This is a genomic window from Bacillus sp. FSL M7-0558, from assembly GCF_038003245.1.
GTDB lineage: Bacteria > Bacillota > Bacilli > Bacillales > Bacillaceae > Bacillus > Bacillus pumilus.
In genome coordinates this window covers 2682074-2695297 of the sequence record NZ_JBBOOU010000001.1, presented here as the reverse complement: position 1 = coordinate 2695297, position 13224 = coordinate 2682074, and the positions used below count along the sequence as shown (strand labels likewise).

Sequence of the window (13224 nt, the reverse complement as noted above, 5' to 3'; positions counted from 1 at the left end):
CGCTTAAGATGATATTTTTACTTTTTTTCTCGTTGTTTCCCATTTGCCTCTGCTTGGACTATGAACAAGATCGTTATAGGCAAGCACGTTTAAGTCTCTTTGAATGGTTCTAGGTGTGATCCCGAATTCATCAACCAGCTCTTGTGTCGTCACAAGACCTTTCTCTTGAATGAACATATAGACTGATTTTATTCGAGTCATCATACGGTTTGTTGAAGGTTTCAAAAAACCACTCCCTATCAATAAGATCGGATGGACTTGACTAACCACAACTTACTACACTAAAACTGCGAAATAAGGACATGCAACAATGGTAAATGTTCGTGTTTCTTAATGTTTTATTCTATTATACACGTTATTATGCATCTAGTTCCACCAAAAAGTCAACTTTACATGTTATTTAACTTGTCTTCATGAATCGAAACATGGTATATACCATGTTTTGAATTCGGTTACAACCCAATGGGCGTAAGGCGTATGGAGAATACTGTCACATTCAAACGTCCAAAAATGAAACACAGAAAATTTACAAAATAAAAAATTCACTCATCTTAAAAAGACACATCCCTTGTTAGAATGTGCCTTTATTGTTTCTGTTATCCTTCTAAGAAAAAGAGCTGAATGAAAAATAAAATGGCAAAGATGAGAACAAGTACATGTACTTCTCTCCATTTCCCTTTTGCCAGTTTCACAAGTGGATATGAAATAAATCCAAGTGAAATTCCGGTTGAAATACTAGATGTCAGCGGCATGGAAAGGATCACTAGAAAAGCAGGGAATGCTTCGTCTAGCTCGTTCCAGCGAATGCGTGACACGGAGTTCATCATCAAGCACCCGACAATGATGAGAACAGGTGATGTGATGGATGGTAAAGAAGAAATGGCCTGAACGAGCGGACCGAAAAACAATGCCACAATAAACAGTGCAGCGACCGTTAAAGAAGTGAGTCCAGTTCTTCCGCCAGCAGCAACCCCAGATGATGATTCAATATAAGCTGTCGTTGGGCTTGTTCCAAACATAGAACCGATCGTCGTTGCAGCAGAGTCAGCGAGCAGGGCTCTGCGTACCTTTGGCAGCTGCCCATTTTTCATGAGTCCTGCTTGTTCGGCCACTCCGATCATTGTGCCCGTTGTATCAAAAATCGTCACTAGTAAGAAGGAGAAGACGACAGCGTATAAATGATGAGAGAATACATCGCCGAAGGCAGCGAATGGGTTTGTAATCAGCATGCCTTCTGGTAGTGCAGGGATGTCCATCAGCATTTTCGGAAAATGAAGCTGGCCTGTTACGACCGCAATCAGTGTCGTCGCTAACATGCCGATAAACAGAGCGCCATTTACTTGAAGTACCATTAAAATAACAGAGATCATTAAGCCGACAAGCGTTAAAATGACAACAGGCGAGCTTAAGTTGCCAAGCTTCACTAAATTTTCCGGGTCAGCTGCGATAATCCCAGACTGACGGAGGCCGATAAATGCAATAAAAAGCCCGATTCCGGCTGTAATGCCGTATTTTAAATTATCTGGAATGGCTTGAATCAGTTGTTTTCTAAGGGATGTTAACGATAAAATAATAAAGAGTATTCCAGCAACAAATACCGCACTGAACGCTGTTTGATAGCTGATGCCGCCACCACCGACAACTGTAAAGGTGAAATAGACATTCAGCCCCATGCCTGGTGCAATCGCAATCGGATAGTTTGCAAATAGTGCCATCCAGAGCGTACCGACGACAGCAGCGATAATTGTTGCAGTAAAGACTTGGTCAAAAGGAATGCCTGCTTTTGAAAGAATTCCTGGGTTAACGGCAACAATATATACCATAGTAAAGAATGTCGTCATACCAGCGATTAATTCTCTCTTTATGTTGGTTTGGTTTTCTTTTAACTGAAACATAAAATCCTCCATTTACGAACATTATTACAAAACAATTAATATAATATTCGTTTTAAGGGTGGATTGCAACCTTTTTTCAAGGAGGAATGGAAAAATGAATTGGGAAGCTGAAGTCATACGAAAAAAAGACGATTTGATTGAGGACACACAATCTTTTTTACAAATTGAAAGTGTCCTTGATGAAGAAGGTGGAAAAGAAGGAAAGCCATTTGGTGAAAAAGTCGATCAGGCCCTTCAGTATATGCTGAAAAAAGGGGAAGACGAAGGATTCACAGTCAAGAATGTGGATGGCTATGCTGGTCATATTGAATATGGAGAAGGCGAAGACATTGTAGGTGTGCTATGCCATGTGGACGTTGTGCCTGCTGGTGACGGCTGGACAACCCCGCCATTTTCAGCGGACATAAGAGAAAATAAAATATTTGCACGAGGCGCCATTGATGATAAAGGGCCAACCATGGCGGCTTTCTACGCACTGAAGATGTTAAAAGATACAGGGATGAAGCTGTCAAAAAAGATTCGAATGATCATTGGAACAGATGAAGAAAGTGATTGGCGCTGTGTGGACCATTATTTCAAGCACGAGGCGATGCCGCAAATTGGATTTGCACCAGATGCTGATTTTCCGATTATTCATGCTGAAAAAGGGATCATTGATGCCATTGTGTCATTTACATATCAACATACAGAACAACATCAGCGCTATACGCTCAAGCAATTCACATCGGGTATGCGGCTGAATATGGTGCCGGATGAGGCAACTGCCACTGTGACAGCGGCACAAGAACACGATGCTGAATCATTAAAAACAACTTTTGAAGCTTATCTTGCTGACAATCAATTATCAGGTGAGGTAAAGAATGTAGCGGATGGACTGCATTTCACATTAAAAGGTGAATCAGTTCATGCTATGGAGCCGGCGCATGGCATCAATGCGGGCATTCATATGGCCAATTTCCTATGTGGACAAGAATTAGATGAAGACGGGCTTGCTTTTACCTCTCAAATCAATGCTTTATTTGATCAGGATACAAGAGGGAAAAAGCTGGGGATTGCTTGCAAAGATGACATTAGCGGAGATTTGACCTTGAATGTTGGCACGATCCGCTATACACAAAGCGAGGAAGCGAAGCTAGGATTAAATGTCCGCTATCCAGTGACAGCAGACGGCAAGGACGTTAAAAAAGGGATCGAAGGCATCAAAGGGGCTACCCTTCTAAAATTTGATGACAGCCCCCCGCATCACGTCTCAAAAGATCACCCACTTGTCAAAACATTGCAGCGGGTATATGAGGAACAAACGGGAGATCCAGCTCACCTGATTGCCATTGGTGGAGGAACGTATGCGAGATCTTTAGAAGCAGGCGTTGCCTTTGGTCCTCTCTTCCCTGGCAGACCAGATTGCGCACACCAGAAGGATGAATATATCGAAATCGATGATCTACTAAGAGCAACCGCTCTATATGCACAAGCCATGTATGAATTGGCAAAATAGAAAAAGAGAAGAGGGATTCACAGTGAAAAAAATGTTCTTATGCTCTTCATTCAAAGACAGCTATTCTCTCTTATCTGACTTTACGGGTGAATCATTAAAAGGAAAACGTGTGACATTTTTTCCAACAGCAAGTGCTGTGGAAGAAGTCACTCACTATGTGGAGGCAGCGAAAGAAGCCTTTCATCAACTCGGTATGCAGCTAGAAATCGTTCAAATAGCTGAGCAGTCTGCCGAAGAAATCATAAAGATGATAAAACAAAATGATGTGGTGTACGTATCAGGAGGCAACACCTTCTATTTGCTGCAGGAATTGAGAAATCACGGTCTCGATGACGTGCTAAAAGAAGAAATCAATAAAGGCAAGTTGTACATTGGCGAATCCGCAGGGAGTATCATCATGGCGCCAAGCATTGAATATATCTCCGTGATGGATGATCGGCAGAAGGCACCAGAGCTTTCATCTTATCAAGGATTCAATGAGATAAGCTACTGTCCGGTACCGCATATGTACAATACCTATTTAGGCGAGGCTGCGCAGCAAATCATGGAGCAGTATGAGCAGACGCTCGATTTATGCCCGCTTACTGATGAGCAGGCTTTACTCATCACAGGGGAGCAGGCTGAGGTGAAGTCCGACAAATCGTCCTAACCTTGAAACAGCATGTAGACAAACCCTCGCATTCGGTGTCAGTCCTGCGCACCGGTACTCACGAATGTCAAATTCGCTCCGTTCCGGTGCTCGTCCTTCCTAGGGCTGCAAAGGTTTTCTATCACGCTGAAAAGAAGACAAAGGGCTAAAATCAAGATCATTTTAGCCCTTTGTCAACAATCTGAAAGGAACAGGGATTCATGACCCTGTTCCTTTTTTAATCTTGAAAAACATCACTTGATAAGTATCGTTCGCCTGTATCTGCTGTCATACAGATCACAATTTGATCTACCGGCAATTGCTTGGCTGTTTCAATCGCAGCATAGCAGGCTGCTCCAGAGGATGGACCAACTAAAATTCCTTCAAGACGGGCAAGCTGACGTGTGATATTGTACGCATCTTCATCGCTTACTTGCACGATCTCATCATAGACATGCTCGTTTAAAATTTTGGGAATAAATCCTGGGCTTGTGCCAACAAGTTTATGTTTGCCAGGTGTCCCGCCAGATAAGACTGGAGATCCCTTCGGCTCTGCCACACGTATGGTCATATGAGGGAAAGCCTTCTTTAATTCCTCTCCAGTGCCTGTAATGGTTCCGCCAGTTCCTGCTGTTGCGACAAAGGCTCCAAGGGGCTTTCCAAGTTGTTTGACAGCTTCCATGATTTCAACAGCCGTTGTGCCTCTATGGGCATCTGGATTCGCTCTATTATCAAATTGCATCGGGATAAAGCTATGAGGAATTTGAGCTGCCAGCTCCTCTGCCTTGCGAATACAGCCTGGCATTTTTTCTTCTCCTGGGGTTAAAACGACCTGCGCCCCGTAAGCCTTCAAAATATTGATTCGTTCCTTTGTCATCGTATCAGGCATCACAAGGATGGCTTGATACCCTCTAGCTGCTGCATTCATAGCTAAACCAATCCCTGTATTCCCACTCGTCGGTTCAATAATGGTCGCTCCTTTTGTAAGCTTCCCTTGCCTTTCAGCCTCGACGATCATATTGTAAGCAGCGCGGTCCTTCACACTGCCGCTAGGATTAAACGATTCCAGCTTTAAATAAACAGCTGCCGCATTGTCTGGCTGAAGCCGCTGTAATTGAACAAGTGGTGTATCGCCAATCAGCTCCGCTATATTTTGTGCAACCTTCATCATGTGACACCCTTTCTTCTCATTCCGCATTTCTTTAGTTATACTATCATCAATGGGGATTCGTAAAGTTTGTTATAAAAGGACAGGTGATATTGTGTTAGAAAACCGTCATTATTTTATTGGGGTTCACATCCCTGAACAACTTGCGCATCAAATCAAAAAAGACATTGATCAAAGAAGCGGACTGTCTTTTCAAAAGTGGACAGCACCACATGATTATCATGTGACCTTGATCTTTTTAGGTGCCATTCCAGATGAGCGCTTAAAGAAGATCATCGAGCTGCTTGAGATCCTCTCAAAGGAAGCCACTGCATTTTCACTAGAGCTGAATGAGGTCGGACAGTTTGGCACGAAGGAACGCCCGAGAGTCTTTTTTGCAAAACCTGATGAAAGTGAACCACTCATGCAATTAAGAGAAAAGGTGAGAGAAGCCGTATTGTCAACAGGACATCCTGTTGAAAAGAGACCGTTTCATCCGCATATGACGATTGCGCGCAAATGGAACGCGGACCACTCTTTTGCAGAACAAGCGCCTTTACGCAAAGAGCCATACGTGATAGAGGTTTCTTGTATGACTCTATATGAAATACGCCCGAGAGAAACCCCGCGTTATCACGCAATCAAACAATTTGCACTACATAAATGATTCTAAAAGTTGGAGTGAGCAGCAGATGGCGCAAATTATCAAAATTCAAGATTATATATCACGATATGAACAAGACCCGCATCACTACATCAATCAATTCATTCGATTGAAAAAGCAAAGGTGGGACGAGTTAAAAAAAGCTTCAAAAGAGAAGACGCAGCATTCATTTGACCAAATCTCTGAACAAGCGCCTGAACAAGAGGAGGAAAAGAGAAAGAAATTCTCCTTAAAGAGAAAGCAAAAAGAAGCCGATATGAAGAAGGAACGGGACCTGAGTCTTTTTAACGAGCCGACAGATATAGAGCAAGGTGTCTTTACAAACGTTCCTACAGATGAAACGAAGCTCATTCATTTTTTTAAGGATCATCTATATGATGTTCAATTAAAATGGGCGAGCTCGACGATTTCCAACATTTCGACCGTTTCCCACCACATTCGGTATGACGAAAAGCTGCGCATGCTTGCTAGGCAGCTTCCGGATTCATATTTTGTGATGTACAAACCGGTGCTGCTCATTCAAAAAGCAGAGATGGAATTATGTCCAGTCCTCATTACGCCGCTGGAAGTGATTTGTTTATCCTTCTTAGAGGCAGAGCCTGACAGTGTATATATCGGAACGAAGGAACGTTTTTGGGAAAAGCGGGCGAATGGGAAAGCGGTTCAGTCCGTTTTGAATCCTTGCGCAAGCCTTCTACGCTCTGGCACCGTCGTGTCAAAAATCTTACAGCAAAGCGGTGTCCATCTTCCTGTGAAAAAAATCCTGATCAGCCGTACCTCTTATATTGACTTACCGGAAGTTCCATACGGGATGGAGGTTGTCGATAAGAAGAAGGCGGAAGATTGGTTTGAAAAGCAGCGGAAAAATACTGCGCCGACAAAGCATCAGCAATTTAAGGCGACAAAAGCATTGCTTGCTTATGGTGAATCAGACAGCAAAAGAAGGCAGGAATGGCTCGATTAAAGGCATAATGGAAGGTCACGAAAAATGAGACCTGAGTGGAGCTAATATATGAATGAATGGTACTTTATCGTTAATCCAGCAGCAGGACATGGAAAAGGACTTCGTACATGGAAGAGTATAGAGAAAGAACTACAAAGGATGGAGATCTCATATCGATCGTTTCTCACCCAGCATGAAGGTCATGCAGAAGTATTGGCAAGACAAATTAGCGCCATGCAAGATGACAGGCTAAAGCGCCTGATTGTCATTGGCGGTGACGGAACCATTCATGAAGTCCTAAATGGCTTAAAGGAAATGGATCATGTGCAGCTAAGCTTTGTCCCCGCCGGTCATTGGAATGATGCGGCGAAGGGCCTTGGCATCCATCGTCAAGATGTCCTAAAAGAAGTGAGAAAGCAAAAAAGAATGCTCACCAAAACATTTTCACTCGGCTCCTTTCAAGATCACGCAGAAAGCGCACAATCCGTTCTCTTTATCAATCATATCGGTGCTGGGTTTGATGCGCATGTGCTAAGGAAAACAGTGCATTTCAGAGGAAAAAAGTGGCTGAAACGACTGGGGCTTGGGTTTATCATCTACCCGCTGTCATTTCTCCATTCTTTATGGTCCTTTAAGCCGTTCGACCTTGCACTGTTTATTGAAAACGAGAAGAAGGTCTTTCGCCAAGTGTGGTTTGTGATTGTTTGTAATCAACCCTATTACGGAGGTGGGCTGGAAGCAGCGCCAGAAGTAAGCGCAAGGCAGCCAGGCTTTCAAACACTCGTTGTCACAGATTTGAATCCATTTAAAGTGCTCTTGTTTCTAAGTGCGATGGTGTTTCGCAAGCACCTTGGAATGAAGGGCGTTACCCTGTTTCAGCACGAAGAAGCGTACTTGGAGGCAGATGGAAAAATCTTATTTCATGCAGATGGAGAAGTGATCGGCGCAACGCCTGTTTTTGTGAAGGCGAGTGAATACTCCTTAAAATTACGTGCTTAAATCACTTATCGTGAATGTCTTAGTCAAAGAACCATGAAAAAAGCCTTTCTTTTCATAAGGTTCTTGTCCTGATTTTCTAGTTTTGCTTGACGAGTATAAGAAGGTAACGATAAAATCTATAGGACGGCTATTGTTTAGCATCTCATTCTCAATAGCTGTCCTTTTTGTTTTTATGATCATATAAATAAAAAAAGAAACAGCCTATTGACCTTCAATCGGCTGAATTTTGTCGACTAAAAAAGCACGATTTAAAATATTTTAAGAAATGATGGGTTGAAAATTGATATGAACTGGTTGGGACAAATATTAGGTAGCGAATGGCACATCTCTCCTGCTGGAGGCGCTACGGGAGATGCGTACTTCGCAACACACAATGACCAAAAGCTATTTTTAAAACGCAATACGTCACCGTTTCTTGCGGTTTTGTCAGCTGAAGGCATTGTGCCGAAGCTTGTCTGGACAAAACGGATGGAAAATGGGGATGTCATCACTGCGCAGCACTGGCTGAGCGGCAGAGAGCTGAAGCCAAAGGACATGAATGACCGTCCTGTCGCAGAGCAGCTAAGAAAAATTCATACATCGAAAGAATTGCTTGATATGCTGAAACGATTAGAGAAGCACTCTCTAGACCCAGCATCCATTCTGAAGCATTTAAAACAGTCCATATTTAAAGAGCAAATTGATTCGCGCGACGTCACACGTGCTATCCAGTACTTAGAGAAGCATGTGGAGGCAGTTCAATTTGAAGACAAGGTCGTGTGTCATTGTGACCTGAATCATAATAATTGGCTGCTGACAGATGAAAACCAGCTTTACTTGATCGATTGGGATGGGGCGATGATTGCTGACCCAGCCATTGATCTTGGACCACTTTTATACCATTATGTTGAAGAAGAGAACTGGGAAAGCTGGCTCTCAATGTACGGTGCCCAGCTGACGGACAATTTGCGAAAACGCATGGCTTGGTACGTCCTCGCTGAAACCGTATCGTTTGTCGTGTGGCATAAAAGAAAAGGGAATGAAAAAGCGCAGCAAGAAGTGCAAGCGGAGCTGTGCGCACTCTTACAGCGGTTAAATATTCATTAAGACAGAGGAATATTCTCGACCCACTCTGACAAATGCGATTGATGCGCCTCAATATGTGCATCGATTGAACTGACAGAAGTGCCCTTTTGGCTGTAATCATAAATATCAGTTAATAATTGACGAATGTCGGCATCAAGGTCTTCTTTTGCCAGCATGAATTGAATCACGCGTCCCACCTGTTCATATTCTGCAACAGTCCCGCAGCAATCCAACTGGTGATCGGTTAAAATATCTTTGATTAATTGAAGCTGATGTTGACGGTTTAATCCCATACGTATGCTCCTTTTCTGCGTGTCATTTATGTGGTTAAACTGTGCATTCAGCACCCAATTTATACATGCGGCAGACCAGCTCAAGCGAAGGGCTGGTCTTTTTCATATGCGCATAAAGATGCTGTCTTGCGGGTCTTTATGTTTCATGGTATCTTGATAAAATGTAAAGAAAATAGAGGTGTATCAAATTGAGAATGCGACATAAACCATGGGCTGATGATTACTTAGCTGAAAATGCTCATATTGCCTTAGCTAACCCAGAGCAATATAAAGGGAAATGGCATGAGCTGTTTGGAAATGATCATCCAATCCATATTGAAGTTGGCACAGGAAAAGGGAGCTTTATCGCTGGAATGGGCAAGCTTCATCCTGATACCAACTATATTGGCATTGAATTATTTAAAAGTGTCATTGTGACAGCAGTAGATAAAATCAAAGAGACAGATGTTGAAAATGTAAAGCTCTTGAACATTAATGCGGAAACGCTGACAGATGTGTTTGCGGAAAATGAGATTGACCGAGTGTATTTGAATTTCTCTGATCCGTGGCCAAAAGCAAGACATGAAAAGCGCAGATTGACGTTTAAGGCCTTTTTAGAGCGATATGAACATATTCTCCGTCCAGGCGGTGAATTGCATTTCAAAACAGATAACCGCGGGTTATTTGAATATTCCTTAAAGAGCTTTTCTGCATATGGCCTTCTTTTAACGTATGTAAGCTTAGATTTACATAAGGACGGACTAGAAGGAAATGTGATGACGGAATACGAAGAGAAATTCTCGTCTATGGGACAACCTATCTATCGATCAGAAGTGAAATTTTCAGAATAACAAGTGACATCAAGCTGGCTGCAAAAAGAATTGCAGTCAGCTTTTTTCATGAAAAGATTGATGCATGCGATTTTCAGCTGTATTTGCTACGATAGAAAAAGGAGGGATGACAGCAATGGAGACAATGAACATAGGTGACATGGAACTTTTCTGGTTAAACGGGGGAGATACACACATGGACGGCGGTGCGATGTTTGGTGTGGTGCCAAAGCCGTTATGGTCAAAAAAATACCCGGTGAACGATCGCAATCAAATTGAACTGCGGTGTGACCCAATCCTCATACGGTGGAATGGTCTCCATTTTTTAGTGGATTCTGGCATCGGATCAGGGAAGCTGACGGATAAACAAAAACGCAATTACGGCGTAACAGAAGAGACAAAATTGGAAGAGTCACTCGCGGCACTCGGCCTGCAAACAGCAGATATTGATTACGTCTTAATGACGCATCTTCACTTTGATCATGCAAGCGGATTAACAAAACTCGAAGGAGAAAAGCTCGTGTCTGTTTTTCCGCAAGCAAAAATCATCACATCCAAAATCGAATGGGATGAAATGAGGGCGCCTAACATCCGCTCAAGAAATACATATTGGAAAGAAAACTGGGAGCCTGTAGCAGATCAAGTGGTGCCATTTGAAAAAAGCATCGAAGTAATAGAAGGCATTGAGCTGCATCATACAGGCGGTCATAGCAATGGTCATAGCATCTTAACGCTCACAAGTCAGGGTGAAACAGCGATTCATTTAGCTGACATTATGCCAACGCACGCTCATAAAAATCCATTATGGGTCTTGGCATATGATGATTATCCAATGACCTCAATTCCAGCTAAGCAAAAATGGCAGGCATTTGCAGAAGAAAAAAATGCGTGGTACTTGTTTTATCATGATGCGATTTACCGCGCTGTTAAGTGGGATGAAGATGGGCAAATCACACATGAAGTCAAAAGAGAAACAGGAAGATAAAAGATCATCTGCATGTTTTTTCGCCTTTCACACAAAATAACGACAAAATGAACTTGTGAAAGGAAGAGTGCAGGTGAACCAATTTTATCGTGTACATGGTGATGTCATTGAAACACCATTAAGAGGGATGGAAGTCATGTCCGTCCCTTATTTAAACAAAGGGGTTGCATTTACGAAGGAAGAGCGGGAAGAGCTTGGTTTAAAGGGCTTTCTACCACCTAAGGTTTTAACATTAGAGGATCAGGCAAAGCGTGCATATGAGCAGTTCAAGGCACAGCCAGATGAACTGGGGAAAAATGTGTATTTAACATCACTTCATGACAGAAACGAAGTGCTTTTTTACAAATTACTAAATGAGCACTTGGCAGAGATGCTGCCGATTGTCTATACACCGACGGTTGGAACAGCCATTCAGCGTTATAGCCACGAGTATCGAAAGCCAAGGGGGCTTTATTTATCAATTGATGACTTGGAAGGCATGGAAGAGATCTTTGCCTCTTACGGTGTGGATGAATCCATTGACTTAATCGTTGCGACAGATGCAGAAGGTATTTTAGGTATTGGAGACTGGGGTGTTGGCGGTATTGCCATTTCAGTCGGGAAACTTGCTGTTTATACAGCCGCAGCAGGCATTGATCCTAGCCGCGTGCTGGCCGTAGTACTTGATGCGGGGACGAACCAAGAAAGTCTCTTGAATGATCCGCTTTATGTTGGAAATCAGCATTCTCGCGTTCGAGGCGAGCGTTATGATCAGTTTATCGATCAATATGTAGAGCTTGCCCGCGCAACCTTTCCAAATGCCCTCCTTCACTGGGAAGACTTTGGGACAAAAAATGCACGAGCCATATTGGAAAAATATAAGGAACGGATTTGTACATTTAATGATGACATTCAAGGGACTGGAGCTGTTTCACTTGCTGCGGTTATGGCATGTGCAAAAGCTTCGAAGGTTCCGCTGAAAGATCACCGAATCGTCATTTTCGGAGCGGGTACGGCAGGGATTGGCATAGCGGAGCAGATCCGTGATGCGATTGTCAGAGACGGAGTCAAAGAAGAGGAATCATATGATCATTTCTGGTGTATTGATAAAACAGGTTTACTTACAGATGATTCGCCTGACATTCAGCCATTTCAAAAGCCATATGCAAGACGTTCTGACGAAGTAAAGGATTATGCCCGTAATGGTCCTAGGCATTCCATTGATTTATTAGAGGTCGTCAAACAGGCTAAACCAACCATCTTAATTGGCACCTCGACAGTAGGAGGAGCATTTACAGAGGAAATTGTGAAAGAAATGGCGTCACACGTAGAGCGCCCAGCGATTTTACCGATGTCGAACCCGACACCTCTTTCAGAAGCAAAGCCTGAAGATCTCATTGAGTGGACAGAAGGACGCGCCCTCGTGACAACAGGAAGCCCATTTGATCCTGTCGAATATGGCGGCGTCACATATGAAATTGGGCAAGCAAATAATGCTCTTGTGTTCCCAGGGCTTGGCCTTGGAACGATTGTGTCTAAAGCACGCCTCATGACAGACAGCATGTTTGTTGCGAGTGCTGAAGCGATTGCCAGCATGGTCAATGTCGGAAAGCCGGGTGCAGCGATGCTGCCAAGTGTTGATCAGCTTCGAACCGTTTCAGCAACAGTAGCTGTTCGTGTGGCGCAAGCAGCGATCGATGAAGGAATTGCAGAGGAAACGCCTGAGGACCTTATTCAGGCTGTACAGGACGCTATGTGGCATCCTGTGTACAAAAAAATCAAAGCCATATAAAAAAGAAGCTTCGCAAGGACACAACTTTGCGAAGCTTTCTTTATCAAGCCACAGAATCAATGACATCCACAATCATGCCTGTTTTGGCATCAATCATGACTTCGTACTGTTCAAGCTCGCCAAAGGCTGAGCGAGTAATGCCAGATTTGTACACATCAATCGTTTCACCATTTACGGTATACGGTTCTGGTACAGTATAAATCCAAGAGCCATCAATCGGGCCGCGCTGTTTAAAAGCGGATTTCACAATTTTTAATGCTTTTTCAGACGAGATATACGTAGGGAAAAATACTTTCTTTGCAACAATTGCAGCGGCTACGCCAATACTCGCACCAATCAGAACATGTTTTAACTTCAACGTGCTGCACCTCCGTATTGCTGTTTTTTCCATTATACAAAACTTGTCCATTGATGTTAAGGAATCCGAATAGTTGAAAGCATATTCAAAATTTCTGGAGAGATACTTGGAAAACCGAAAGAATTCTTATAGTATAAAGTGAGTGTTATTTTTATAGGAATATATATGGTCA

Annotated in this window: 14 protein-coding genes; 9 read left to right on the top strand and 5 right to left on the bottom strand. The window is 43.1% G+C overall.

Annotated features, from left to right (window positions below; translation table 11 throughout):
• Nucleotides 1–3 precede the first annotated feature (3 nt).
• Nucleotides 4–225 (bottom strand): DeoR family transcriptional regulator, encoded by a 222-nt coding sequence (locus tag MHB79_RS13585; protein WP_008356419.1) that lies wholly within the window; start codon nt 223–225, stop codon nt 4–6.
• Nucleotides 226–596: 371 nt separating this feature from the next.
• Nucleotides 597–1895, bottom strand: a complete 1299-nt coding sequence (locus MHB79_RS13580) for an NCS2 family permease (RefSeq protein WP_050943541.1) — start codon at nt 1893–1895, stop codon at nt 597–599.
• Nucleotides 1896–1989: 94 nt separating this feature from the next.
• On the opposite strand from MHB79_RS13580, the gene pepV reads away from it, so the two are divergent.
• Both pepV and MHB79_RS13570 read left to right on the top strand, forming a co-directional pair.
• Entirely contained in the window at nt 1990–3390 is a 1401-nt protein-coding gene (gene pepV / locus MHB79_RS13575; RefSeq protein ID WP_340989971.1) for a dipeptidase PepV, read from the top strand.
• A 22-nt stretch (nt 3391–3412) separates the two neighbouring features.
• Complete coding sequence (locus tag MHB79_RS13570) at nt 3413–4039, top strand: Type 1 glutamine amidotransferase-like domain-containing protein (protein WP_321999464.1); 627 nt, start codon at nt 3413–3415, stop codon at nt 4037–4039.
• Nucleotides 4040–4256: 217 nt separating this feature from the next.
• Here the strand turns inward: MHB79_RS13570 and cysK are convergent, their stop codons facing one another.
• Nucleotides 4257–5186, bottom strand: coding sequence for a cysteine synthase A (gene cysK / locus MHB79_RS13565; protein ID WP_412056545.1), 930 nt, complete (start codon nt 5184–5186; stop codon nt 4257–4259).
• 94 nt (nt 5187–5280) lie between these two features.
• Here cysK and thpR point away from each other — a divergent pair, with 94 nt between their 5' ends.
• The 4 genes from thpR to MHB79_RS13545 all read left to right on the top strand — a co-directional run bounded on the left by thpR (nt 5281) and on the right by MHB79_RS13545 (nt 8857).
• Nucleotides 5281–5832 carry an RNA 2',3'-cyclic phosphodiesterase gene (gene thpR, locus MHB79_RS13560; RefSeq protein WP_340989968.1) on the top strand — a complete coding sequence of 184 codons (552 nt, stop codon included), beginning with the start codon at nt 5281–5283 and terminating at the stop codon, nt 5830–5832.
• Between the two features lie 25 nt (nt 5833–5857).
• The gene (locus MHB79_RS13555) at nt 5858–6793 is read left to right on the top strand and encodes a hypothetical protein (protein ID WP_106033037.1); all 936 of its coding nucleotides are present in this window, start codon (nt 5858–5860) and stop codon (nt 6791–6793) included.
• 48 nt (nt 6794–6841) lie between these two features.
• Nucleotides 6842–7771, top strand: coding sequence for a YegS/Rv2252/BmrU family lipid kinase (locus MHB79_RS13550; protein WP_340989966.1), 930 nt, complete (start codon nt 6842–6844; stop codon nt 7769–7771).
• A 285-nt stretch (nt 7772–8056) separates the two neighbouring features.
• On the top strand, nt 8057–8857 hold the full coding sequence (locus MHB79_RS13545; protein WP_340989964.1) for a phosphotransferase family protein: 801 nt from the start codon (nt 8057–8059) through the stop codon (nt 8855–8857).
• Here the strand turns inward: MHB79_RS13545 and MHB79_RS13540 are convergent.
• Nucleotides 8854–9129: a YtzH-like family protein gene (locus MHB79_RS13540; protein ID WP_126740821.1), complete on the bottom strand. Its 276-nt coding sequence runs from the start codon at nt 9127–9129 to the stop codon at nt 8854–8856. The genes MHB79_RS13545 and MHB79_RS13540 overlap by 4 nt on opposite strands.
• A gap of 188 nt (nt 9130–9317) precedes the next feature.
• Here MHB79_RS13540 and trmB point away from each other — a divergent pair, with 188 nt between their 5' ends.
• The 3 genes from trmB to MHB79_RS13525 all read left to right on the top strand — a co-directional run bounded on the left by trmB (nt 9318) and on the right by MHB79_RS13525 (nt 12694).
• The gene (gene trmB / locus MHB79_RS13535; RefSeq protein WP_050943547.1) at nt 9318–9959 is read left to right on the top strand and encodes a tRNA (guanosine(46)-N7)-methyltransferase TrmB; all 642 of its coding nucleotides are present in this window, start codon (nt 9318–9320) and stop codon (nt 9957–9959) included.
• A gap of 115 nt (nt 9960–10074) precedes the next feature.
• A complete protein-coding gene (locus MHB79_RS13530; RefSeq protein ID WP_340989963.1) occupies nt 10075–10923 on the top strand; it encodes a YtnP family quorum-quenching lactonase in 849 nt (282 codons plus the stop codon).
• A 73-nt stretch (nt 10924–10996) separates the two neighbouring features.
• Complete coding sequence (locus MHB79_RS13525; protein WP_340989962.1) at nt 10997–12694, top strand: NAD-dependent malic enzyme; 1698 nt, start codon at nt 10997–10999, stop codon at nt 12692–12694.
• 43 nt (nt 12695–12737) lie between these two features.
• Here MHB79_RS13525 and MHB79_RS13520 read toward each other — a convergent pair whose 3' ends face one another.
• Complete coding sequence (locus tag MHB79_RS13520) at nt 12738–13052, bottom strand: PepSY domain-containing protein (RefSeq protein ID WP_003217759.1); 315 nt, start codon at nt 13050–13052, stop codon at nt 12738–12740.
• Between the last annotated feature and the right edge of the window lie 172 nt (nt 13053–13224).